This is a genomic window from Dysgonomonas sp. UBA7630 (assembly GCF_002483985.1).
In the GTDB taxonomy this organism is placed as follows: domain Bacteria; phylum Bacteroidota; class Bacteroidia; order Bacteroidales; family Dysgonomonadaceae; genus Dysgonomonas.
In genome coordinates this window covers 87,065-110,984 of sequence record NZ_DLIY01000011.1, presented here as the reverse complement: position 1 = coordinate 110,984, position 23,920 = coordinate 87,065, and the positions used below count along the sequence as shown (strand labels likewise).

Below are 23,920 nucleotides of genomic sequence, written 5' to 3'. Positions count from 1 at the left end.
AGTAAAATGCTTTAACAATTAAACTTAAAGATGAATTTCAGCAATTAATTAAACAAAGTCTACGTAGTCATCTTAATCTTTATATATCTCTATTAGCAAATCAAGAGGTTGTAATAAAAAATAAGTAAACTATTTATCAAACTAGAGGGCATGAGTTTCTTTGGTCTGAAGTATAAAAGAGCAAAAGACATGTAAAAAATTAAATATTGTACATCTATAAACTAGATCTAATTTATTGTAAAAAAATACGAAGAATAATAAAGGTAGCAGCAGTGTCTAAATTAAAATATTTGATATGAAAGCAATAATTTATTACATTATTAATTTATAGAAAAACTATTATGAAAAAGAGTTATATTAACATTTGTGTTATAATTCTACTTTCGGTAATGTTCAGTTGCGAAAATTCATTAGAGATGATACTTCCGCAAGGGCCGAAAGGAGATAAAGGAGATCCAGGTAAGTCTGCATTCGAACTTTGGTTGGAATATTATGGAAAAGATCCGGGAACTTCCATTGAAGAATTCTTTAATTCTTTAAGAGGTAAAGATGGAAAAGACGGAGATGTGCCTATTATCGGTACTAATGGTAACTGGTGGATCAGTGGTGTAGATACTGGCATTCCTGCACAAGGTAAAGACGGTAAGAATGGCATTACACCTGAGATTGGAGATAATGGAAATTGGTATATCGGAGGTGAAGATACGGGTGTACCCGCCAGAGGAAAAGATGGTTTCTCTCCTTATATTAAAGATGGTTTCTGGTGGATTGGAGAAATCAATACTCTTGTCCCGGCAACAGGAAAAGATGGAAAAGACGGTAATACACCTACTGTAGAAATTGGCCCGGGTCCGAATTTCTATTGGATTGTTAATGGAACTACGACGAATATTTCAGCAAAAGGCGTTGATGGGAGAGACGGAACTGATGGTAAAGATGGGTATACTCCAGTTATTGGAGACAATGGTAATTGGTGGATCGATGGTAAAGATACAGGTAAGCCATCTGTCGTAATACCTGTTGTCGGAGACAATGGTAATTGGTGGATCGATGGTAAAGATACAGGTAAACCTTCACGTGGAGATAAAGGTGATAATGGAGACAATGGTGTAGATGGAAAATCAGCCTATGAGTTATGGAAAGAAGCTGTTGATAAATGTGACGGAACAGTCAAAAACAAAGATGGCTCGAATTACGACTGTTCTAAAAACTCGTGGGAAGACTTCCTTATCTGGCTACAAGGTGGCGATGTCTCTGTATTACACAAATACTGGACAACACTCCCTGGTAATGAAGGTAAAACTATTCAACAGTTTATAGACGAATTATTCGATTGTCATTGTGATGGAATTACAGTAAGTGTAATAGCACAAGACGAATGTGTAGAATTAAACGCTGACGGAACACTCAAAAAAGCTTATAATGCCAAACTAAGTGTAGGTGGAAAGAAAGGAACTTCTGTTGTGGTGACAGGAACCGGTGTGAATCTGACTGGAAACATAACAGACGATCAAACACCAGTTACATGGAATATTCCACGTAGTGATGCAAGCATCCAATTAACTATTGTTTGTACCGAAAGTGGTAATGCTGTGACAAAGAATGCATTTATCCCTGCTCTGAAATATGTAAAGCTAGACGGTGCAGCAACTGTAACACAGGTACCAGATGAACAAAAAGACATGGTTGTAATAAGCTTTTTGTCAGCTCCTGAAGAATTGATTATTGATGGAGAATCGGTTTATACTAAGACAGGAGGCATAAAAAGTGGTTCGGGATGGGCTGTTGCCAATGAAAAAGTATTTGCTCGATCTTATGAAAGAGGGGCGACAGCACAACAACCTACTGTTGTAGCGAAAGGTGCTAACGGTGAATGTAGTACTATAACCGGAGCGTTTACAATTCCTACATTGGCTCCGGTTACTATTGGTACTCCACAACTTGCGATAGTGGATAATTGTGATTTAAGCCTGTCTGTTACAGGATCATCCGGCATGACAGTAAAGGCTTCTTATGGGTCATCTCCAGTTACAACTATTGAATTAACAGAAAGTCCATCTGGAACATACAAGGCAATCGTTCCGAGAGCATATACTGCTTATAATATAAGCGTAGTATCTGAAAAAGCAGGTGCCGGTACGGTAACGAAAACAATAACTGTAAACGGAAGTAATTTGTTAGAGGTTCTAACCCCACTTCAACTTAATACAGTATCGGGATATAATGACAATGCTGCTATTGCAACAATAAAGAGAGAGTTAAAGAATAATACATCTGCTCCACTCAAAGTTACTATTACCAGGGGTAATAATAATACATCAGGTTCACTAAGACGTACGCCTCCTGAGTTCCCGTACGAGGTTACAATACCTGCTAGTGCTTCGGTAACGATGGATTTTCAAAGAGATTATACTATAGCATATGGTAGCGGCTCTTATGTATTGACGTTTACAAGTGAAAACGAATGTGGATTGACAAAAACAACAACATTGTCTGTTTCCAATCAAACTAACTATACTTCAAAATTCACAAAACCTGATGGCTTTGGAGGAGACGGTCAGCCTGGAGGTCCGGGATGGAATTATGATACAGATGGGGATCCGAATGTGACATTTATTGTCGATGTGTATGATGCTATACCTAATTCTTATGTTGAGTTCCAGTTATATAAAGGGGTAGGGTATTCCGCAATCTTCCGAGTGGAAGCAAATGCGAATGGACGCATTTCTCAAACTATAACGATGAAAGCATCAGAATTAGAAGCGGCTCTTAATAACGGCTATGGGTTCTTTAAATTCTTTAGTGACAGCGGATATACAGCACCATACAATATTGGAGCAACTAAAGAAAAGATACCTTTTGCATTTTAATAAACTATGAAAAAAAGAGTAATATGAAAAAAAATTATTTAATATATATTCTTTTGTTCGGTTTATTGTCTCCCTTATGTCCTGCTGTAGCGCAGGACATAAGTTCCGGAGTTATAAACCCAGAAGAAAAGACAAAGAAAGCTTGGGAAGTAGGTGTAGGTGCATCAATATTCAATTTTAGTCGTATTGATTTTACCAATTTCCAAAAAGCAACGGATAACTACAAGTTAGGCATGCATTTGCGTCATAGTATTATAGGGCCTCATCTATACATAGCTCGTGAACTGAATACACATTTCTATCTGGATGTACAAGGAAATCTTAGTTTCACAGAACAATATGTCGATGGCAAGGATAAGTTGAAAACAGCTTTCATGGTAGGCCCTGGTTTACAATGGCGTTTAGGAGAGTATTTTGGTTCTAAATATGTAGATCCGTTTTTCCGCGTAGGGGTAAATTATATGAAGAAAAATTTCGATATGAAATATACCGGATCGGAAGGTACGTTACCTGAAGAAATGTCGTGGGTACTCGAAAACCTATATAACAAAGATGGTATCGATCGTAACGAAATGTTTCCGGTTGCATTTGGGGTAGGTTTAAATGCATGGTTGAACGATCGTTTTGGTATTGCATTACAAGGTGACTGGTTAATGATGCCTCACAAAAATGTAGCGAATTCTACTCAGGGTACAGTGCGTTTGATGTGGCGCCTTGGTGGAAAATCCAAGAAAGCTCAACCATTAGTACAATATGTAGATGTTGAGAAAATTATCCAGTCTCCTCCTCAGATTATTGAGAAAATTGTGGAAATACCTGCTACAGTAGTAGAAACACCATCTACTGAACTTTGTGAGTTATTCAACAATATTTACTTCGAGTTTGACAAATCAGATATTCGTCCGGAGAGTAATGAAACGTTGGATAAAATAGCTAATATCCTCAATAATAATACTGCTAAAAAATACTTGATAACAGGATATACTGATGCAAGAGGTAGCGCTGAATATAATATCGGCTTATCTAGAAGACGTGCAGCATCTGTTATAAAAGCTTTGGAAGACAGAGGTGTTCCTACCGATATACTAAAATCGCGTGGTGTGGGTAAGAAGATATCTTACGCTCCTGTTAGCGAATCGCATATCGTGCGTGAAGGAGACCGAAAGGTTACTGTAGAGATAATAACTAATATCGACTATTGGAACTTTATGCCAAAAAGAGATTACTAAGTATTTTGTCTTAAAACATTGTTAATAGCTACAAAACAAATATAAGTAGAAGTAGCTTGCTAGCATTCTTTTTCTATTGTAAAATAGAAAAATGGCGAAAATAAAAAATGCTACCGATCAGATATCGGAAGCAGTGTAGTTTTGTAAAAGTTTTTGTTAAACCGTGTGAGATGTGATATTTCGCGCGGTTTATTAAAATTAATTTAGCAAAATATCGAAAGGATTAAATTATCTAGAGATTTAAAATAGTTTTATGTGATGACTTGTAATATGTTACACATATATTAGATGTTTAATTGGTAAAATAATCCTCAATCCCTGAAAATGAATGGCAATTCAATTATATTCATTCAAAGAATATTGGTTATATCAATATTTCAAGATGATAATAATAGAAAATAAGAATCGATGGAACAATTTATTCGTAATATAAAAGAAAATATTAATAAACAGATTCAGTCTATTGAATCCGAGGGAAATAATATCTTTCAAAAATCAATTGCTATTATTTTATTATTGGAGTCTGCCTTCGATGAACTAAAAGAGTTTGTTTCAAATTACACCTTCCAAAGCAAATTCGAGGAAATTACTTTTTTTAAAGAAACAAAACCTCAACTTTTCAGCATTCTTATTTATCATAGGAAAATATATAATTTGGAGATGAGGATGCCCACCGGAAGTTGCATCGATCGCAAAAATTATTTGGAAGGTATATTAGGCCGAATAAAGTATTTTTTCGATAATAATGCTGACTTCTATCAATATTATCGTTCTGGTAGTACCCATCTTGATAAATATTACTTTCTTAGAGGTAAGCCGGATATTCAGTTAATTCTCGATTGTTTCTACTTTGAAAGAGATAGCAAATTCTCCACAAGCTTCGATTTTAAAGTGGCAAAAATGATTGCTAATGAAAGGCTGACTGTTTACATCAACAACAAATTAATTAAAATAAAACAGATCGAGAATAATATACCCGAATCACTGAACTTACCTAAGGCAAAACTTACGTGGACAGCAAAAAAAGTAGAACTTGTTGAACAGATTTATGCATGGGATAGTGCCGGATGCTTCAACAATGGCAATACAAACATAAAAGAACTGGCAGAATATATAGAAACGATCTTCAATATCAACTTGGGCGATTTCTATCACACTTTCCTTGAAATTCGGGAACGTAAAGGTAGTCGCTCTTTATTTTTAGATAAATTAATCAAGCTTCTCGAAGAAAGAATGGATAGTTTAGACAGTAAATGAATTAAAATATTACAGTATATTTGTATGAATAAAAATAAAAATGACAGAAGTATAAATACTTCTCAATATTATATATAACATAACGTTCACGTAAACGTCTCGCTGTGGAAACTTGTAATTTTTGGAAGGACGAGACGAAATGTGCAATGTTCATGCTATGCGATAGTATAGTGTGGACTTGCTTGTTTCGTTCTTCGGGTATACCAGTACCTCACAGCGGAGCAATGCAAGCTCCACACTTCTTTTATGTATATTGCACATCTAAAAGCATTTTGACTATGAGAAAAATAATATTATATATTGCAGCATCCATTGATGGATACATTGCTGGTCTAGATGGGGAATTGGATTGGCTCTCTGATTACCCAATTACTCCGGAACTAAATTACGGTTACGAAGATTTTTTCGAATCTATTGATACGGTAATTTTGGGTGGACGTACATATCGAGATATCCTAAATATGGATGTTGTATATCCTTATAAAAATAAAATATCCTATATAATTACACGAAATACCATAAACTCGACCAAAGAGAATATCATTTATATAACCAATAATATCGAAGATAATATCTCTGAATTAAAGAAAGAGGAGGGAAAAGACATTTGGCTTGTTGGTGGTGGAGAAATCGTTTCTCTATTCTTAAATCAGAATTGGATTGACGAAATGATAATTACCTATATTCCTATTTTATTGGGAGAAGGAATTCGTCTTTTCCCGAGTAAAACGAAAGAATCTAAGTGGTCTTTAATTCAATCCCAGGCATTCATAAATAGTGTAGTACAGACTAAATACCAAGTTCAGAAATAATAAGGCATGTAAAAATACAGCTAAATAGATAAAATAATCCCCAAGCTAAACCCAAGTTTAGGTATTATTTTTTCGCCTATATTGGGGCGTTAAAAGTTATATTTTAACCTGTAAAATGGTCTTTACACATTATAAGTCAGACTCCCTAGATTGAATTAAGTTACTCTATTGTATTAATCAGAAAAACACATCTAACACTCAATCCCTTATAACTATTTTCAGAAATAGTTGCCCCATCTTGGGATAATTACATATCCGAATATCAGACTTTTGTATCAAACAACAAGTAAAGATATGGAAGTTATAACATTTGATTCAGATGCATATAAAGAGTTGATTAATAGACTCGATACTATCGCGACATATATAAAAGAACGGGATATTCCTAATCAATCAAAAGAGTTAGACGAAGTATGGGTCGATAGCTATGAAGTATGCACCTTTCTTCGTATAAGTGAACGCACCCTACAACGCCTTCGTTCCAATCAACTTATCTCATATTCGATTCTGTCGGGAAAAACCTATTATACTATAGGAGAAATAAAGCGTATTCTACAGGAGCATTTGGTTAAAACCGGTGAAGAAGCCCTTTCCGATCTAATCAATAGTCATCAACAGTATATAGAACGTAGGAAACGAAACAAACCTAAAAAGTAAGGTTATGATGATAGACGACGAAATATTTGAATCCAATATAAAGGGGCTGGCCAGACTTCTCAAACGGATAGATGAAAAAGTTGACAAGCTCCTGGTTTCTGAGAACAGTGGTGTATTGGGAGAGCGTTTACTTGATAATCAGGATTTATGCCTTTTCCTTAAAATCACTCCTCGTACTTTACAACGTTATCGTAATCTGGGATTACTCCCGTTCAAAACCATCTGCAAGCGGAACTATTACAGGGAATCAGATGTCAAGCTATTTATTGATCAATATTTCGGAGGAAAAGATAAACTTACAGATAGGGATAAATGGCAGAAGAAAAGCAGTTCCAAAAATAAAGACAATATCCAATAGCAGATCATTAAAATTCTTTTCTATTAGCCTTTTTAGAGTTTCTTCGTTGTGAAACGCAGAAGCTCTTTTTCTATTGTTACAATCTCATTCCTCTATATTCAGAGTTCTCATCTTTATTTTTCTTATTCTCTGAAATACCCATGTTTCCATTATCTGGCCTGCCTAATAATATACGATCCCTGTTTGCATCAATAATCTCCTTAATACTCATTGGTTTCCCTGAGCGAACATTATTTGCAGAATCAACGGACTGTACAGGAGTAACTTTTTGAACTTCTTTCGGTTCATCTTTGGTTGTCAGAGTAAGCTGAATTTGTCGATCCAAAGCGACTAACTCTGTTTTCAATTCTTTTAATTGAGACTCTTTCCTGAAAGAAGAATCAATAACTTCTTTAAGTATGGGCAGATCCTTAGATAGCTTCTCATTATCGGTCTGGTATTTCTCAATCAACTTAGGAATACGCTCCAAAGCATTCAGAAAATTCATAGCGGCCAATTTTGGATCAGTAGCAATATGTCCATTATTGTAGTTGTATTTTATTCCACCCTCCCCTTCTATAAAGAACCGGTTATCTTTAAAGATCGAACCTTCCTTTTGACTTTCCTCTGTTTTTACAAGAAGTTTAAAATCATAGAGTGTTCCAATAGTGAAATACTCATTATTGGTACGGGCATTATCTGATAAGTGGTTTAACTTTTCTCCAATGATTTTCAGATCAGATGAATTTATCCCGTGCAATTTTACAGGATTCAGTTTATTTCCTTCCTTATCTGTCTGAACACGACTGCTAAAGGTATCCCAGTCTTTTGTCATGCGGTTTATCATTTGCGTATTTCCTTCGATGGTTCGGGTACTATCCTCATATTTAAAAGTCGCTGAAGATTTACTTTTGACAAATGCTTTCTTCTCACTTTCCAAAGCATTGATCTTTTTCTCCAGCTTGGCTTTCTCCAACAAATCGGTATTACCTGAAAGAATAGCCACATACTCCGAAAAATTCATACCTGCACTTTCATCCACACTGCCCTCATCAATAGTACGGCTACCCAGGCTATTATTCTTTAGCTGATTGATAAATGTTTGCTTATTCTGTAACAGATTGAACTTATAGGAATCAAGGCTTTTTTCAACTGCATAGATGACTACATCCACTTTATTGTCTGCATATAGTTTAGCGATCTCATTCCCTTTGCGGATAGCCCGTCCGTCCCGTTGTTGCAGGTCAGATGGTCGCCACGGTGTATCTAAATGATGGATCGCTACAGCTCTTTGCTGAGCATTTACTCCTGTTCCCAACATAGAGGTAGAACCGAACAATACACGGATACGTCCTTCATTCATTCCTTCGATCATTGCTTTACGTGCATTGTCAGTCTTGGCTTCCTGAATAAAACGTATCTCGTGTGCCGGAATACCATGATCCTCTACCAGCTTTCGTTTAATCTCCGAATAAGGATTCCACTCATTGGGCTTATATGTCCCTAAGTCTGAGAATACAAATTGTGTCCCTTTATTGGATTCATATTTATTGTAATACTCTGCGATCTTAGCTGCACAATGCGATGCTTTATTATCGACATGGTCTCCATAAGCCTGATTAATCATCCGCATATCCAATGACATTTTACGGGCATAGTCGGTCGCAATCAGCATCTTTGCTTTATCCTCTTTTTCCGTCAATGGAGCACGTCCAAGTAATGTAGCATCTCCTGTCTTGGCAAATTCCATTAGTTTTTGAATAAATATTTCCTGTTGCGGTGTTGGCGGAATATTGTACAGTATCTCATTCTTTTCGGGTCTGTCTATTCCAATATCTTTTGCTGTCCGAAAATCGGTTATCTCCGCATAAAAGTTTGCCAGTTCAGGGACTTTGATAAAATAACGGAATCGTTCTTTCTGTACAATCTGGTTTGTCACGGAAAACTCATAATCTGTAGTCTTTTTAGCATAGATAGCTGCCCATGCATCAAAAGAATTGATACCCTGATTCTCCAATTCTTTCGGACGAAGATATTTGAATAACAGATATAATTCTGTCAGGGAGTTGGATATAGTTGTCCCCGAAAGAAATGTAGCTCCTAAGTCTTTACCTGTACGTTCTTGTATGGTGCGAACAGCAAAGAGCATATTCAAGGCTCGCTGGCTTCCCTCAGGATTACCTAAGCCTGCAACACGATCATGTCGAGTGGTAAAAGTTAAGTTCTTAAACTGATGAGATTCGTCTACAAACAAATGGTCGATACCCATCATTTTAAAATCGACAACATCATCTGTGCGGTTCTTTATCGTATCGGCAAGTACACTCAGCTTTACTTCCAGATTCTGTTTTCTTACTTCCAGTCCCCGTAACATGCGTTTGGATGCGGATTTACCTTCAATCTGTTTGATAACACGAAGATTCTCTTCGACCGAATCCAGTTCTGCCCGAAATATCTTTTGCTGCATTTCTGGAGATTGGGGTAGCTTTCCAAATTGGTCGTGTGTTAGGATAACAGCATCCCAGATGTTGTTCTTTATGTCATTGAATATCTTTACCCGCTTGCTTGGGGTAAAGTCTTCCTTACCCGGATAGAGAATCTTTGCATTTGGATATGCGGTTCTAAAGGTATGAGCTATTTCGTGTACATTGGCTTTTAGCCCTAATATCATCGGTTTGTNNCTGCAATACACATAATAAGAGTCTTTCCTCCACCTACTTCGTGATCCGCTATGCCTCCGCCTATCAGTTTCTGCATCCATATACAGTCCTTCTGACTCGGATATAAATCGACAATACCCAATGCTTTCAGGTCAAGATCAGGGAATGTCTGGTGTGAACCATCGTATTCAGGACGGACATAACAGTTGAATTTCTTGTTGTACAAATCGGCCAGACTATTTTGAAATTCGGGAGACTGGTCGTTGAGCCAGTCGGTAAAACCGTTCCGGATTTCGTCTATCTTAGAATTTGCTAACTGGATTGCTTCGGGATCGGCTACTTTTACACTTTTACGTTCTCCGTTCTCATCCAATACTTCAATTGTCTTGGTGATATTCGGAGTTGTATTAAGTAATGCATGCTTCATCAGATGAATGCCTGTAAAAAGCTGTTTCTCGCTTTGTATGGCAAACTTTTCATTAATGATCAGGTTACTTCGTTCTGAATTGACCGTAAAATCATCTCGGGAAGCATAATATTCAATATTTACAATGGTTTCAAAGAGTGTACTTGCATAGTCTCGATAGGTCTGCATCGGTATCCAGCGTTCTCCGAAATTAAAATCAAGTTCCGCATAGCGGATTGGTTGTGGAATGGATTCTTCTAATACTTTAAGGGAGATTTGTGATGCCAAGTCATTCGGATGATTAGTGAGATAGTTTTTGACTTGCTCCGCTTTTTCAATCACATTTCCTGAAATAAATTTATCTCGTATCTCAAAGTTTTGGATCATCGGGTTGAAATAGATTAGTCCTTCCAGTTCCTTTAATACCTCTTCCGGTTTTTTATTATCCAGTAGTGAGAGCATATAATCCATATGGATTTCTCCATATTTGTTTAATGATGCCACCAAAGCCTCGCGAGATGTTTCTGCATGTTTTACCTCATCGGGATTAAAACTTACAGGCCTTTGAAATATATCTGCTTTTTGTAATTTTCCGTCTATCCTGCGTTCTAATGCAAGAATAGCTGTTCCGGAAGCATCCATCTTGATTATATCCAGATTCTTCTTATCGTTCAGATTTCCATACAATCTGAAGAAGGAATCGTAAAAAGTATTTAGGCCTTTTCGTAAATCAGGTTCTTCAACAAGGTTTTTGGCTTCATAATCGTACAATTTATGGTATACATCCCGTAATTGAATATACCTGTCAACCTTTGATTGCTGTATTGTTGGTAGATCTAAAGGCTGAAACATGGCATCCCTCCTGTAACGTTCTTTCAGATAGCCGATCTGCCCATCATCTTTGACTAATGAGCCTTGTTTATGATATTCTTCCAATGTGCCAGAGAATGCTCTAAGTTCCATAGGTGGTTTTAGTTTCTCTTCTCTGACTACTCGTTCGGGTCGGGGTTCAGGCTTTTGTCTCTCATTGGAGGAAAACAAACTTAACTGTACAGGTTTCTGATTGGGCGGCGGAGTCCGTTTTCTTCGATTCTGCTTAATCTGCGTACGTTCGGCTTCTGTAAATCCAAACAAATCATATAAAGACATGGTTGGTTGTGATACATTCAGTTCAATAACTTTAGTTTTTTCTTCTGCTACTTGATACTTGTTATTTATTGCATATGTATTTTGAACAGCTTTTTGATTTTGTGTTGAATATTTATAGTATAAGTTCAAATCGAGATTCAGTTTAAAATCTGTATTCAACATTTGCTTTAAATCAGAAGAAATAGCTTCTATTCCTCCTTCGTGTAAGAATACCTGTGCCGGCTTTCCATAGGGATCGGTATCTGTAAATCCTTTGGTATGGACTATTCGTTGCAGGTTCTCAAAACTGCTGTTAATTGTTATACCCGATGAAAGCTCATAGGTTGTCAGAAACTTTTTCTCATGACGGGTCAACTCTTGCTTTAGTGTATTCTTTTGCAGAACAATTAAGTCACTGCCGACTTCTGTGCCTGCATTTTCTACAAAGAGGTTATTCGGTAAACGGATAGCTGATATCAGATTCGTATTATTCATCAGCCATTGGCGAACGGCCTGGTTATTGGGTGAGTTTAATACTCCCTGAGAGGTGATAAATGCCATCAACCCTCCTTCACGCAATGTTTCAACTCCTTTCAGAAAGAAATAATTATGAATGGCTCGTGTAGAATCCCTATGCAGTTTATCGGTTTTCATAAACTCAGCATCGAATACACTCATCTCGCCAAAAGGTATATTAGAAGTGACTACATCAAAATGATTATTATATCGGCTCTCAATAGTTTCAAAGCCATCTACAATAACTTTATCATCTGGATTGATAGAGGAAAGTATTTTACCTGTCAGCTGATCTTTCTCAAAATTGATGATATCAGCTTTGAGGTAGCGGAAAGAAAAAGCAGAGGAAAAACCACCCATGCCTGCTGACGGATCTAACAGGGTATTTATCTGTACATCGTTATCACTGAATGTATCGGCTAAAGCCTGAACAACTAAAGGTGGAGTGTAGAAAGCTGTCAGTACCGAGTTCTTTATACTATTGATATATTGCTTATACTCTATAGCAGAATTAGTATTATCCCTGATAACCCGATGCAGTTCAGCAACCATCGGAAACAACTCCAATTCAGATTTTGCCCATGCTATTGTATCTGCCAAACTATTGACAGGATTAAGCACACATTTGAGTCCTCCGAATCCGCTGTATTCCATTAATATGTCCTGTTCGATTTCAGTAGCCGGACGTTGTTCTTTTTCAAGGGTAAAAACGACCTTGATAGCATCGATATTGGCTCTGAGATGAGCCTTTTTATTATAGCTCATGTTCGTCCTCCCATATATCAATTAATCCAACCAATTCCGTATAGAGTAGATTGTATTCGGCAGAATACGCAAACTCATCATGCAGGCTATATTCTGTAAAGACTTCTTCACAGAGAGGGAGCAGTAAGATTGTTTTTTGAAAGACTTCGCTTTCGGGGATATAGGAGAATTCCTCTAAGAGAACCGTACGGATGGTATCGAACTTGGAGAACAAAAGCCCTTCATATAGAGCTTTACAAGCCATTTCTTCGGCTCGGTCGTGTGAGTAACCGTCTTTTATTGCATTGGAATAGGCTTCGGCTGCAATATCGGCTCTTGTTTTAATAAATTGGGAATCTCCTGTTTTATCGGGATGGCTTTCCTGAAGATAGGAATGAAGAAGTAATCCGTAATAGGACAACTCCTGCCGGTTATTTTTAGCTTTCATTGTGGTGGAAATTAGTGGAGGTCGGTAGACCGTTTTTAATAATGTAGTATAGGGAATTGCTTATAAAAGCAGAACGGCTCTCGGGGTTTACTATCCCGAGAGCCTCCACTAATTTCTCAAAGTTACAAGCTGCCCAAAGTACCTCCCGATACGGTTGGCCGCCTATGATAGTAAGATTGTAGAAATCAGTGGTAAATATAGGGATTTATATGTTATCTTCTTATTCCCCGGGATTGTTGCTGAGACACTTCCTGTTCCTGCTTATTTTCCTGTTTTTCTTTCTGCTTTTCAGTTGGTGCGGTCTGCCCCTGTTCTAATGGCTCTTTTACTTTCTTGGTAGCTTCATTGGTTTTTCCTTCCGAATTAACGGCAACCTGCACCTTGTGCCGATCATCTGGTTTAACAGTTCCTTGTTCCAATGCTTTTTTGTAATCGGTAGCAAACATGAAGTCGGTTTTACCCGTTTCAGGCTTCCATGTAATGTAGCCATTGTAGTTTTTCCCGTTGCGATCAGTCAGGCCGCTGACATAAACGGTTTTCCCTTCATTCAGGCTCGTCTGCTGATCTTCCGTCAGTTCTTTCTTGCGGAAAGACTTTGGGGCTTCTTGCTGGCTTTCCGATTGGTGTTGGGATTGGCTTTTCCTGGGATTATTCCTAAAATGTATTTCAAGACCTCTTCTATCTGCATTAATCTGAACAGTACCATTGAACAAGGTGTCTTTCTTCGATTTCATATCTTCTAAGTACACGCCTTTTCCTTCTGCCAGAGCTTTCTTCTGTTCCTCACTTAATTTGATGCCTTTAAATTCATTGGGTATTTTTACCCTGTCGGCACGAAGTGCTACCAGTTCATTGGTCAGTTTATCGATGGAGACAAAAACATTCATCTTCATACCTTCTTTAGGCTCAATTTCGATCAGTCTTCCTGCATTACCTGTCTGGCGAAGATTCTCTTTATCTTCTTTTGTAAATGTTGCTCCCATAAACGGATAATTAAGTTCGGGTGCATTACGTATATTGTGAATACGCAGTTTAAGGTTGCCTTCGGTATCTTCTCTGAAAGACAGACGGGCATCGGAGTAGACGGCTTCTCCCAAAGCTTCGGTTTTGATGGTAAGCAATACCGGTGATTTTTGCCAGTTCAGCATCGGTTCTAAGCTACCCGATCTATCGAGTTTTTCTTTGGTAATTCCTAACTCGGCTAACTGATCCCAGTTAATGCGTGATTCATCCAACGCCTGATATTCTTTTGGCACAAAAGCTTCAGGTAAGATTTTATAGGCATCTAATGCTTCTTTATTGGATGGATTATCTGGGTCTTTCAGCATTTCTTTGAGAACAGGTGTAATACTCTCAAATAGCTCTAACGGTATTTTAAAGAAATGAAAGTGTGTAGGATCTTTACTCTGGCTCAGGAAGTTTTTGAAGAAGTTTTCTAGTACATCAGCATTTTTGTCGATTTTTAGGAAGGCTGGTTCATTCTCTTTGGTAGGCTTAACTGTTTTAGGTGTACCATCTTCATCGATACCGCTGACAACATTCAGGTTGTTAGTATCTTTTTCTGTGACCAGCAGAATTTCTTGGTCGTTTACTTTTTCATTCATAAAATTTAAATTAGTGATGCACCAATAGCAATGCTTCACTAATTTAGAATGAAAAGATCGGTATATAATTGATTATAAAAGAACTGTCATCTGATGACATCTGGTGTCATCAGATGTCTGAGATAGTTTTTCGCTATCAATAATATATATATAAATAAAATGTTAAACATTCATTTGTTTTGCTTATTTTCGTAAAAAATAATAGAATGCATTATGGATGAGTCTGAGATAATTAACGACTTCCTTGATAATAATATTAAGATTGAAAAATCAGGTTTGAACCGAGTTTTTACTCCTCATTTTCCTGTTGAAGATGTGAATGCTCTGAAAGGGAGAAGGGATGAACTTGAGAATTTATTTAAACATCTCACTACACCTGGGCAACATGCACTCATTTATGGTGAAAGAGGAATAGGAAAAAGCTCATTAGCCGAAGTTGCATCTGCTAAATTAACAGCTAAAATGGGATTAAAGCGTTTCATTAAGAGATGTTCGAAATCGGATGATTTCGTTTCAATATTTGAAAGGCCATTAGCTGATGTTGGGATTGCCATATCTACAATATCAAAGACTAAATCCACATCGGGTTCTTTAAGTATAAAAATGTTTAGTGGAACCAAAAACAAGACGATAACAGATAAAGGAGACGACCAATTAGCGTCCAATCCATCTTATGTTGCAGATCAAATTGCGGATATAAAAGGATTGTTAGTTATTGATGAATTTGACGCAATACAAACAGAAGAAGACAAGTTTAAAATAGCAGAAGTCATGAAGCTCCTAAGTGATAAGAAAGCTGATTTTAAAATATTAATTGTTGGAATTGCTGATTCTGCAAAAGAATTAACAGCAGGACATCCATCAGTTAGTCGTTGCCTTAGAGAAATTAGAGTTCATAGAATGAAAATACCTGCTCTGACAGCAATTCTTGTAGATGGAGCACGATTATTAAATTTAAGATTCGCTGCTTTTGTTATTCCAAAAATTGTTATTGCAAGCTCAGGATATCCTTATTTTACCCACTTACTAGGATATAAAGCTGCCGAGAAAGTAATCCTTGATGATAGGACAGAAATAACTTTAAATGACTTAGAATATGCAACTTCTCAGGCAATTAATGATTCTGAAATTTACTTGAAAGAAATGTTTGAAGAGTCAGTTGATCGTCCGAATAGAGAAAAATACGAAAATTTTTTGTTATGTGCAGCGGCTTGTAAAGCTGAAGGCTTTACGAATGCAGATATCAGGAAAAAATATTATGATATATTTAGAATGGATATGAAAGCAAGTAGTATTACTCCATATCTACAAAAGCTTTCGGATTCAACAGGCAATCAAATTATAAGAAAATTAAGTAGAACAATATATCGGTTTTCAGATCCTAGAATGCCTAGCTTTGTTAAAATACACAAAGCATATTTACCTGATAAAGAGTATTAATAATACCTGTTTTAAATCTAAAACATTGTAAAAAAATACAAGTGTGAAAAAATAGAATTATTTTTATTTATCACATTCCAATGTATACAATCTCAATAACGTCTGCTTCTTAATATTGGAAAGGCTTGATAAAAGTAACTCATAAAAAAAATATCTATACGGATTTGCTTATCTTTGTTTTTATGTTTTACAGAAGAAAAATAATATTAGCATTAATTCAGCTGTTTGGTGGTGAAATTGAAAAAATTCGATTTCAAAAATTGTTATTTCTATTAAGTCGCTTGGAATCAAATCCGACATATGATTTTATTCCATATAAATACGGTTGTTATTCCTACTCTGCGAATGCAGATATAAAAGCAATGGTTAATAGAGGGGTGCTTGCAGAAACAGAAAAAACTTTTCGAAAAACGGACTCTAAAAACTATTTAAATGAACTAAAAGTCTTTGATTTAGCTTCTTTAAAAGAAATAGAGAAACTTTATGGTGGTATGACAAACTCGAGTTTGGTAAAGCATACTTATACTAATTATCCTTACTATTCAGTAAATAGTTTGATTGTCAAAGATATATTAACGATAGAGCAAATAGATTCGGCTAAGAATCAAATCGTAAAAACAGATAACGATATTATTTTATATACAATTGGATACGAGGGAGTATCGCTCGAAGCATATTTAAATAAACTCATAAAGAATGATGTAAAATTATTGGTCGATGTAAGAAAAAATGCATTAAGTCAAAAATATGGCTTTAGTAAATCTTCGTTGGCGAAATTTTGTGAAAGTGTCGGTATTTCGTATATACATATTCCTGAAGTAGGAATCATTTCCGAAAAAAGACAGGAATTAAATACTCAATCTGACTATGATCAATTATTTTTAGATTATAAACAAACAACAATTCAATCGACTTCTAACTATCAAAAGAACATATTAGATTTATTAGTAAAATATAAACGTATTGCATTGACTTGTTTTGAAGCAAATATTTGTCAATGCCATCGCAAGCCTTTATCTGAAGCAATATCTAATCTGAAAGATTTTAAGTATGAACTAAAACACATCTGATAAATGACCTTAACAAAAGTCTTAATTGCTGTAAAAACATATCCTTCTTTATCAGTCAAATACGATGAACTTGTATGCACAGCTGGTTTTAGAGAGGATGGTTCATGGATTAGACTTTATCCAATCCCTTTCCGTAAAAAAGAATATGATCAGCGTTATAAGAAATATGATTGGATAGAGATAGATATAGTAAAAAATACTAGTGATTTTAGACCCGAAAGCTATAGGCCTCGATCTATAGATTCAAAAATAGATATAGTAGATCATATTGACACTAAAGATAATTGGTCAAAGAGGAGAAAACATGCTTTAGGCAAAGTATATACAGATCTATCTCTTTTAATAGACGAGGCAAAAGATAAGGAAATATGTACATCTTTAGCTGTTTTTAAACCTACAAAAATTATTGATTTCATATGGGAGGATGACGACCGAGAATGGGATCGAAAAAAGATTGAAATACTAAAAAGTAATAGATCTCAACTCAATTTATTTGAGCATCCAGAAGATCCTTTTGATGTTGTTGCAAAGCTTCCATATAAATTCAGATTTATATTTGAAGATTGCAATGGAAAAATAAGTAAGCCGATGATTGAAGATTGGGAGTTAGGCCAACTTTATTGGAACTGCTTGGCTAAATATAATGGAGATGAAGTAAAAGCTTTGACAGATGTAAAAAAGAAATACTTAGATGATTTTGCTATGACTAAAGATCTACATTTTTTCTTGGGCACTTCTCAACTACACCATTACACATCGCATAATCCTTTCATGATAATTGGTACTTTTCATCCTAAAAAAGTAGAGCCTGAAAATAATCCACAGTTTAAAATCCCTTTCTCTTTCGATTGATTTATTTTCCGATTTGATATTTACCTGAAAATAGGTGTTTTATATTTATTTCTCCTTATGAAAAGGATATTATTACATTTAAGAAGATCATATTGGTTTTCTTCTTTAAGCCAAAAGAGCCTAGTATTTAACATCATTATTATTTAATAAATTAGATGAAACTAGTTCTGTCATGCTAGACAAAATCTCCCATAAGATTAATATTACTTCTTCACCAACTTACTCAACTTCGGATCTTTCATAATTCGCTCCATTTCAATCTCAACAATTTGAGTAACATTTTTCTTAATGGTGTAGTAATTATTCTCAATAACATCTTTCATTGGTTTATTATAAACCTCTTGAAAATCCATAACAACAGGTATCTGTTTGAACTGTTTCGTTTCAGCAGATACCTTTTCTGTATCAACTACAATTTGAGCATGAAACATCTTCTGTTCAATACGTTCATCAAAATTATCAGAAACAGAACCAACAAATATTCCCTGAGTAAGTGTTGATATCTTGGATGCAGGAATTAATGAATCTAGTTGGGTATTGATCGTAGTTGATTTATCCTGCTTATTTATGGTCATGGATTGTCGTTTCTGTAATACCTTTCCAAATCGATCTGATAGGTTTTTAGCAGTGTCACCAACTACCTGTCCTGAAAAGATGTTTCCGACTGTATTCATCACAACATCAGCTTCTTCTCTTCCATAATCTCTCGTTAATTGCGATATATCCTGAAAACCAAGACAAACAGCCACCTTGTTACTTCGGGCTGTTGCGATCAGATTATCTAAACCCCGAAAATAGATTGTCGGTAACTCATCAATAATAACAGATGATTTCAACAAGCCTTTCTTATTGATTAACTTTACGATACGGCTATTGTATAATCCTAAAGCTGCTCCATAGATGTTTTGCCTATCGGGGTTATTACCAACACATAATATTTTCGGAGCATCGGGATTATTGATATCTAACGTAAAATCATTACCTGACATAACCCAATAAAGTTGTGGCGAAATCATTCTTGATAGTGGTATCTTAGCACTGGCAATCTGACCTTGTAATTGTTCCTGTGCATTTCCATGCCACGCATCCATAAAAGGAGAAAGATAGTTTTCTAATTGTGGATAGGATGTCAAAATAGGAAATATTTCTTTATACGGTTTATTCAGAAATTCAATCGCATGAGGAAACGTACAATACTTACCTCCATCGTATAATTTGAGATACCAGATAATTGCAGCTAACAGAATAATTGGTGATTCCACAAAAAAGTCGCCTTGCTTCTGTATCCATGTTTTATTTAAGTTCAACATAATCGTATAGGCTGATTCATAAGCATCCGAAATATCCGTCATAAATTCAGGTGCAATCGGATTACAACGATGACTACGCTCAGGATTATCAAAATTGATAACATAAAATTGAGGATCAACATTATATCTATCTGCATACTGCAACATCTGATTATAGGCTATTGTTGATAAATCAGGATATTTGAAATCATAACAGTACAGAGCAAAGCCTTTACTTATCTGTTGATCTATGTAATTATTGACTACTGCAAAAGACTTACCGCTACCGGGAGTTCCTAATACAATCGTTGCCCGAAAAGGATTAACCACATTAATCCATCCCTTATGTTGTTTCTTCTGATACTGAAACAATGTAGGCAGATTGACCGAGTATTCATTTTCCTTGAGCTGCGTTTCCTGCATAAAACTTTCGTTCTCCATATTAAAAACATCTTCCATCAGATTCGTTTTCAGTAAACGACTCATCCATAATCCACCCATCAACAACAGAATGTAGCCAATTGTCATTGTGAATATATATAAGGCTGTATTCGCCACTAACGGCAGAGGGAGAGCTAATATCCACCAATTGAGAAAAAAGAATATAAAACCGAAAAATAAGAAAACATAGATTTTATTCCAAGTTATTTTTTCCTCTTTTACTCCTTTCGTTCATAAACAAGATAGAGCCAGAAATACGACTGCAAAAAGTTTTGTCCAAAGAATATGTGAAAACAATCCGGCTGTATTCTGAAAGTTGAGCAGAATTTTATCTACAACGCCGATATTAATGCTCATCTCCCAAATGGACTGATAACAAAACCAATATATATGGATAACCACAAATAAAATACTAATGGCTCGCATGAATTCCATTACTTTAGCGAGTCCTCTCAAGTCGTCTTCGTTCTGCATAATTTCTATTTTTGAATTTTGATTTCAAAAATATGATCATTAACAATTGAGGTATTAGACATTTCACTGCCAATATCGGACAATCACTTTTGATATACTGAATATTTATCAAATATTTTATTCTAGCCGAACAAAGAAGTTGTATTTTTGTATTCTCAATTATGAACTATTCTAATACATGATGGAAGAAATATTCAATAAATATCTTCACCTCGAGAAGATCGCCATTTTTAGAAAATGCTTTCTTGATAATAACATGAGAAATGAATCCTTCCAAAATAGATATTTTGTTTGCGAAGAAAATTTCAGCCAATATATAGGGCATATCCAAACCAGCTCATGATAAATACCAATCACAAGAATTTATATTCAATAAATAAACTTAACCAGAAAAATAAAATCCAAATAGTATCTTTATTATGAAAAATATAACACTACTACTATCCGTACTATTCATGTTCTCCTTCGTTGCTTGTGATGATAAAAATGATGATGGAGATTTCTACATTAAGTTTGATAAAAAGGAAGTTAAATTAAACGCAATAGAAGGTACATCTGAAGTAATCGAAATTTCTTCCAGTTCTACCTGGGGTCTGGATGTAGAATTACCAGACTGGCTGTCTATAAGTAATTTTGTGGGAGATGAATCGCCGATGAGTATTACTATTACCGCAAACAGAAACGATAATATGGAAAAGAGAGAAGCTACTCTGATCTTTCATAATAGCGATGATATTAAGCAGTCAATAAAGATCATTCAATTAGGTTTATCTGATTCAGATCCCTTTATAGAACTAAGCGAAAAAAGTCTGGATTTACCTATTGATGGAACTGCCAAATCTATTGATCTTACCACGAATGTGTCTTGGGAAATAACTTCTGTTCCAATATGGATGGTGATATCCTCTAAATCAGGAGATAAATCGACCCGAATTACTATCGGTGCAGAAGAAAATGATCAAATAAAAGGAAGAGAAGCTATACTCTCTTTTAGCTCTAAAGATGGAAAAGTAAAAGGTCAGTTAATCATTTATCAACCCGGACGGGATAATATTATACAGAGTCCCTTTCTCCCGATTTTTCACTATTCCGTATTTTCTAACACCAACAATGGGCATTATAATATAACTACAGAAAATCTTTTCGTTAATGCAACTCTTCGAGATAAAATATATCTCGGAAACCTAATGGAGAATAAAACTGAAGTTTATCCGAGCTTTCCTATACTTACCGGATATACATTCAATCCTATTACGGCATCGACTGCTTCAATTGGGAATTTTACGATGAAAACCTTTATTCCTTCGTTACAAGAACAAGAAACTTTTGCTAGAGAAGTAACAAACAATCCTCCCCGTGAAAATGCAAGTCTGACACATGACTACTTCAATCCGACAAGTTATCCCACTCATCGCGTTCTTTACTCCATCGGATGGGCAAATATGGGAATTGCTTTGGATAAGATTGTTTCGGGTGTGTCATATAAAGAACAAGAGATGACAAGGAAAAATGGAATGATTTTTTCATTTAAGCATACTCTATTTCATGTAGATATGGACCTTCCTGAAAAATTAATTAAAGAAGACCTAAAAGAAATAGATAAATCTAAAGAAATATCATATGTCAGCTCTATGGTATATGGCAAGGTGGGATTACTGATAGTCGAGTCGGATGCCAAATATGACCGGATGAGAGATGCAGTACGAAGTATATTGATAGGTGAAGAGAATAGCATACATCAAGCAGAATACGATGCCTTGATAGAGGCTGCTGACATCAGCTATGTTTATTTCAATAATAAGAATGAGGTGCAGTTAAACAAAAATAAAAAAGATGCGATCAGAGCTTATAAGACTGCTCTTTCCAACAAAAAAGACAAGGAAAATATTTATCCGATTGGTTTCACATTACAAAATTTCGAAAACCACACGGCTGATAAAATAATATATTCATTTGATGCCTTGAAATAAATAAATTTCACAATAAAAAAAATCCCTGACTAAAAATCAGGGATTTTCTATAATGATCGTTTACGTCTCTTTTCTTCCATCTTCATTCTGCGAGTAAAAGCCTCTTCTGCATAGTCTGTTCCATGCTGTTCCAATAACGAAAGATCTATTGTCGAATCTTCCTTATTATTATTGTATTCGGCGTTTTCGGTAAAGCTGTCGATTGGTTTATCAGCATCAGATCCTTTGGTTTCATTGCCTGTCGGATTTATGATTAGTTGATGTTTATTTGTAGTATCACTCTTAAATAGCTCATTGAAGATATTAGCGGAGAACTCCTTTCCCATTTTAGAGCCATTGAAAACACATCTACTCTGATGGTCTATAAATGTTGCCCCATAGATACGTCCCTCCGTATTTTCCCGAAATACTACATTGATATTATTTTTAGCCAAGTCATTCAGAAAAGCCTGCTTATCGGTATAGTTACTTATTGCCGAACCGACAATCAATTTCGGGGATTCAAATACCTTGTGTTCTTTCATATACTTAGCTGAATACTCCTGTCGGCTTTGTAATACATCATATCCTACACTTTTGCCGATAACAGAAGCTTTTATCGGATTACCTACCTTTTCTCCTTTCTCATCTATAGCTGAATATACCAGACCTGAATAGTTCTTTCCTTTTACTTCGCCCTTAACTTCCTCTACTGTTACTCCATAAAGGGATAATAAAGCACGGAACTCATTTACGGATTGGAAACGATAATTTTTAATGAGAGCTTTTGAAATATTAGCTATCTGATTCTTTATATCTCCCGATTGGTAATTTACCCGTTTGAGCTGTGGTAGTTCTTCTGGTTGCTCCTTTTTATCCGCAGGATGTAGATTATACATTTTCTCTAATTCTCTGGTTATCTTTTTTGATTGGTAGAAATTATTAGAATCTCCAATCTTTCTTCCGTTCCCATCTATATTTACTGTCACNNNCGATATGAATATGTTTTCGCTCTAAATCCTCGTGCTTATAAACAATATACGGTTGGTCTCCTAAACCCATCTTTTGCATATAGGTTTGTGCAATATCACTATACATTTCATCTGAAACGATATCATCGGGATGAGGATTAATCGATATATGCAGGATTGGTTTTTCTGTGTTCTTATTTGCATTCAGGTAAGGAACAAACGATTGATTTGCCAGATACATATTCAGTGAACCATCCCGATTCAGTATGATCCGATTACTAAAAAGAACCTTTGCCTGTTGCTCTTTTACCTTCTCCTGATTATACCAACAATGCACCTTGAAGAGAACTACCCTTACTTATTTTTGCAACCATAGATACCCGTATTTACGTTCAAACTCATCTGTTAGTTCCATCATCTGTTTTTGTAAAGTCACCAACTCAAGTGTTGCTTTTTCCAGTTTATAGAGAAAAGCCAATGCTTTCTTCTCTGTAAAATTTGATTTCAAAGCTTTTACTATCTGGTTATAATTTGTTCCGATAGCACGGTATTGTCCGAAAAAAGTTGTCATCCGCATATAATAGTCCTGTACACCTTTATCTATTTTGACCACTTTTATAGGTCTGTTGAAAATGCAATAAGTTATAAAATGTGCTTTGACTGCTTCTCCCGACTGTTCGAATAATGACAAGAACTTATTATTCTCATCTATATTCATTCGGATGGAATAGCGAAAAACAGCAGGCTTCTCTTTGGGATTCCTACC

General features: G+C 35.7%; 15 protein-coding genes and 2 pseudogenes. 10 read left to right on the top strand and 7 right to left on the bottom strand.

Annotated features, from left to right (window positions below; genetic code table 11):
• Nucleotides 1-341 precede the first annotated feature (341 nt).
• The 6 genes from B3P17_RS03910 (at nt 342) to B3P17_RS03885 (ending at nt 7,183) form a co-directional block, all read left to right on the top strand.
• Nucleotides 342-2,870 carry a hypothetical protein gene (locus tag B3P17_RS03910; RefSeq protein ID WP_291103566.1) on the top strand — a complete coding sequence of 843 codons (2,529 nt, stop codon included), beginning with the start codon at nt 342-344 and terminating at the stop codon, nt 2,868-2,870.
• A 23-nt stretch (nt 2,871-2,893) separates the two neighbouring features.
• Nucleotides 2,894-4,099, top strand: coding sequence for an OmpA family protein (locus B3P17_RS03905; RefSeq protein WP_006844217.1), 1,206 nt, complete (start codon nt 2,894-2,896; stop codon nt 4,097-4,099).
• A 408-nt stretch (nt 4,100-4,507) separates the two neighbouring features.
• Nucleotides 4,508-5,356: an RteC domain-containing protein gene (locus B3P17_RS03900; RefSeq protein WP_291103562.1), complete on the top strand. Its 849-nt coding sequence runs from the start codon at nt 4,508-4,510 to the stop codon at nt 5,354-5,356.
• A 278-nt stretch (nt 5,357-5,634) separates the two neighbouring features.
• Nucleotides 5,635-6,168 (top strand): dihydrofolate reductase family protein, encoded by a 534-nt coding sequence (locus B3P17_RS03895; RefSeq protein WP_291103559.1) that lies wholly within the window; start codon nt 5,635-5,637, stop codon nt 6,166-6,168.
• A gap of 294 nt (nt 6,169-6,462) precedes the next feature.
• Nucleotides 6,463-6,825, top strand: a complete 363-nt coding sequence (locus B3P17_RS03890) for a DNA-binding protein (RefSeq protein WP_291103556.1) — start codon at nt 6,463-6,465, stop codon at nt 6,823-6,825.
• Between the two features lie 4 nt (nt 6,826-6,829).
• On the top strand, nt 6,830-7,183 hold the full coding sequence (locus B3P17_RS03885) for a helix-turn-helix domain-containing protein (RefSeq protein ID WP_291103553.1): 354 nt from the start codon (nt 6,830-6,832) through the stop codon (nt 7,181-7,183).
• Between the two features lie 76 nt (nt 7,184-7,259).
• On the opposite strand, the pseudogene B3P17_RS03880 reads toward B3P17_RS03885, so the two are convergent.
• From B3P17_RS03880 to B3P17_RS03870, 3 genes and pseudogenes are all read right to left on the bottom strand, one after another.
• Nucleotides 7,260-12,637 (bottom strand): annotated as a pseudogene (locus B3P17_RS03880) (Eco57I restriction-modification methylase domain-containing protein).
• On the bottom strand, nt 12,627-13,064 hold the full coding sequence (locus B3P17_RS03875) for a DUF1896 family protein (protein ID WP_291103550.1): 438 nt from the start codon (nt 13,062-13,064) through the stop codon (nt 12,627-12,629). Before B3P17_RS03875 ends, B3P17_RS03880 begins: the two are co-directional and overlap by 11 nt.
• A 212-nt stretch (nt 13,065-13,276) precedes the next feature.
• Nucleotides 13,277-14,668 carry a DUF3945 domain-containing protein gene (locus B3P17_RS03870; RefSeq protein ID WP_291103547.1) on the bottom strand — a complete coding sequence of 464 codons (1,392 nt, stop codon included), beginning with the start codon at nt 14,666-14,668 and terminating at the stop codon, nt 13,277-13,279.
• Between the two features lie 213 nt (nt 14,669-14,881).
• Here B3P17_RS03870 and B3P17_RS03865 point away from each other — a divergent pair, with 213 nt between their 5' ends.
• From B3P17_RS03865 to B3P17_RS03855, 3 genes are all read left to right on the top strand, one after another.
• Entirely contained in the window at nt 14,882-16,108 is a 1,227-nt protein-coding gene (locus tag B3P17_RS03865) for an AAA family ATPase (RefSeq protein WP_291103544.1), read from the top strand.
• Between the two features lie 125 nt (nt 16,109-16,233).
• Nucleotides 16,234-17,178, top strand: a complete 945-nt coding sequence (locus B3P17_RS03860; protein ID WP_291103540.1) for a DUF488 domain-containing protein — start codon at nt 16,234-16,236, stop codon at nt 17,176-17,178.
• Between the two features lie 3 nt (nt 17,179-17,181).
• The gene (locus B3P17_RS03855) at nt 17,182-18,030 is read left to right on the top strand and encodes a hypothetical protein (RefSeq protein WP_291103536.1); all 849 of its coding nucleotides are present in this window, start codon (nt 17,182-17,184) and stop codon (nt 18,028-18,030) included.
• Nucleotides 18,031-18,233: 203 nt separating this feature from the next.
• On the opposite strand, the pseudogene mobC reads toward B3P17_RS03855, so the two are convergent.
• A pseudogene (gene mobC, locus B3P17_RS03850) lies at nt 18,234-20,234 on the bottom strand (conjugal transfer protein MobC).
• A gap of 419 nt (nt 20,235-20,653) precedes the next feature.
• On the opposite strand from mobC, the gene B3P17_RS03845 reads away from it, so the two are divergent.
• A complete protein-coding gene (locus B3P17_RS03845) occupies nt 20,654-22,204 on the top strand; it encodes a BACON domain-containing protein (RefSeq protein ID WP_291103533.1) in 1,551 nt (516 codons plus the stop codon).
• Between the two features lie 47 nt (nt 22,205-22,251).
• Here the strand turns inward: B3P17_RS03845 and B3P17_RS03840 are convergent, their stop codons facing one another.
• The 3 genes from B3P17_RS03840 to mobA form a co-directional block, all read right to left on the bottom strand.
• Nucleotides 22,252-23,172 (bottom strand): mobilization protein, encoded by a 921-nt coding sequence (locus B3P17_RS03840; RefSeq protein ID WP_291103530.1) that lies wholly within the window; start codon nt 23,170-23,172, stop codon nt 22,252-22,254.
• Nucleotides 23,126-23,491, bottom strand: coding sequence for a relaxase/mobilization nuclease domain-containing protein (locus B3P17_RS03835; protein ID WP_291103528.1), 366 nt, complete (start codon nt 23,489-23,491; stop codon nt 23,126-23,128). Before B3P17_RS03835 ends, B3P17_RS03840 begins: the two co-directional genes overlap by 47 nt.
• A 21-nt stretch (nt 23,492-23,512) precedes the next feature.
• Nucleotides 23,513-23,920: conjugal transfer protein MobA (gene mobA, locus B3P17_RS03830; protein WP_291103525.1), on the bottom strand; the 408-nt coding region annotated here is incomplete at its 5' end.

Coding starts and splice junctions, on each gene's coding strand:
- B3P17_RS03910 (WP_291103566.1), top strand. CDS start 342: ATGAAAAAGAGTTATATTAACATTTGTGTTATAATTCTACTTTCGGTA.
- B3P17_RS03905 (WP_006844217.1), top strand. CDS start 2,894: ATGAAAAAAAATTATTTAATATATATTCTTTTGTTCGGTTTATTGTCT.
- B3P17_RS03900 (WP_291103562.1), top strand. CDS start 4,508: ATGGAACAATTTATTCGTAATATAAAAGAAAATATTAATAAACAGATT.
- B3P17_RS03895 (WP_291103559.1), top strand. CDS start 5,635: ATGAGAAAAATAATATTATATATTGCAGCATCCATTGATGGATACATT.
- B3P17_RS03890 (WP_291103556.1), top strand. CDS start 6,463: ATGGAAGTTATAACATTTGATTCAGATGCATATAAAGAGTTGATTAAT.
- B3P17_RS03885 (WP_291103553.1), top strand. CDS start 6,830: ATGATGATAGACGACGAAATATTTGAATCCAATATAAAGGGGCTGGCC.
- B3P17_RS03875 (WP_291103550.1), bottom strand. CDS start 13,064: ATGAAAGCTAAAAATAACCGGCAGGAGTTGTCCTATTACGGATTACTT.
- B3P17_RS03870 (WP_291103547.1), bottom strand. CDS start 14,668: ATGAATGAAAAAGTAAACGACCAAGAAATTCTGCTGGTCACAGAAAAA.
- B3P17_RS03865 (WP_291103544.1), top strand. CDS start 14,882: ATGGATGAGTCTGAGATAATTAACGACTTCCTTGATAATAATATTAAG.
- B3P17_RS03855 (WP_291103536.1), top strand. CDS start 17,182: ATGACCTTAACAAAAGTCTTAATTGCTGTAAAAACATATCCTTCTTTA.
- B3P17_RS03845 (WP_291103533.1), top strand. CDS start 20,654: ATGAAAAATATAACACTACTACTATCCGTACTATTCATGTTCTCCTTC.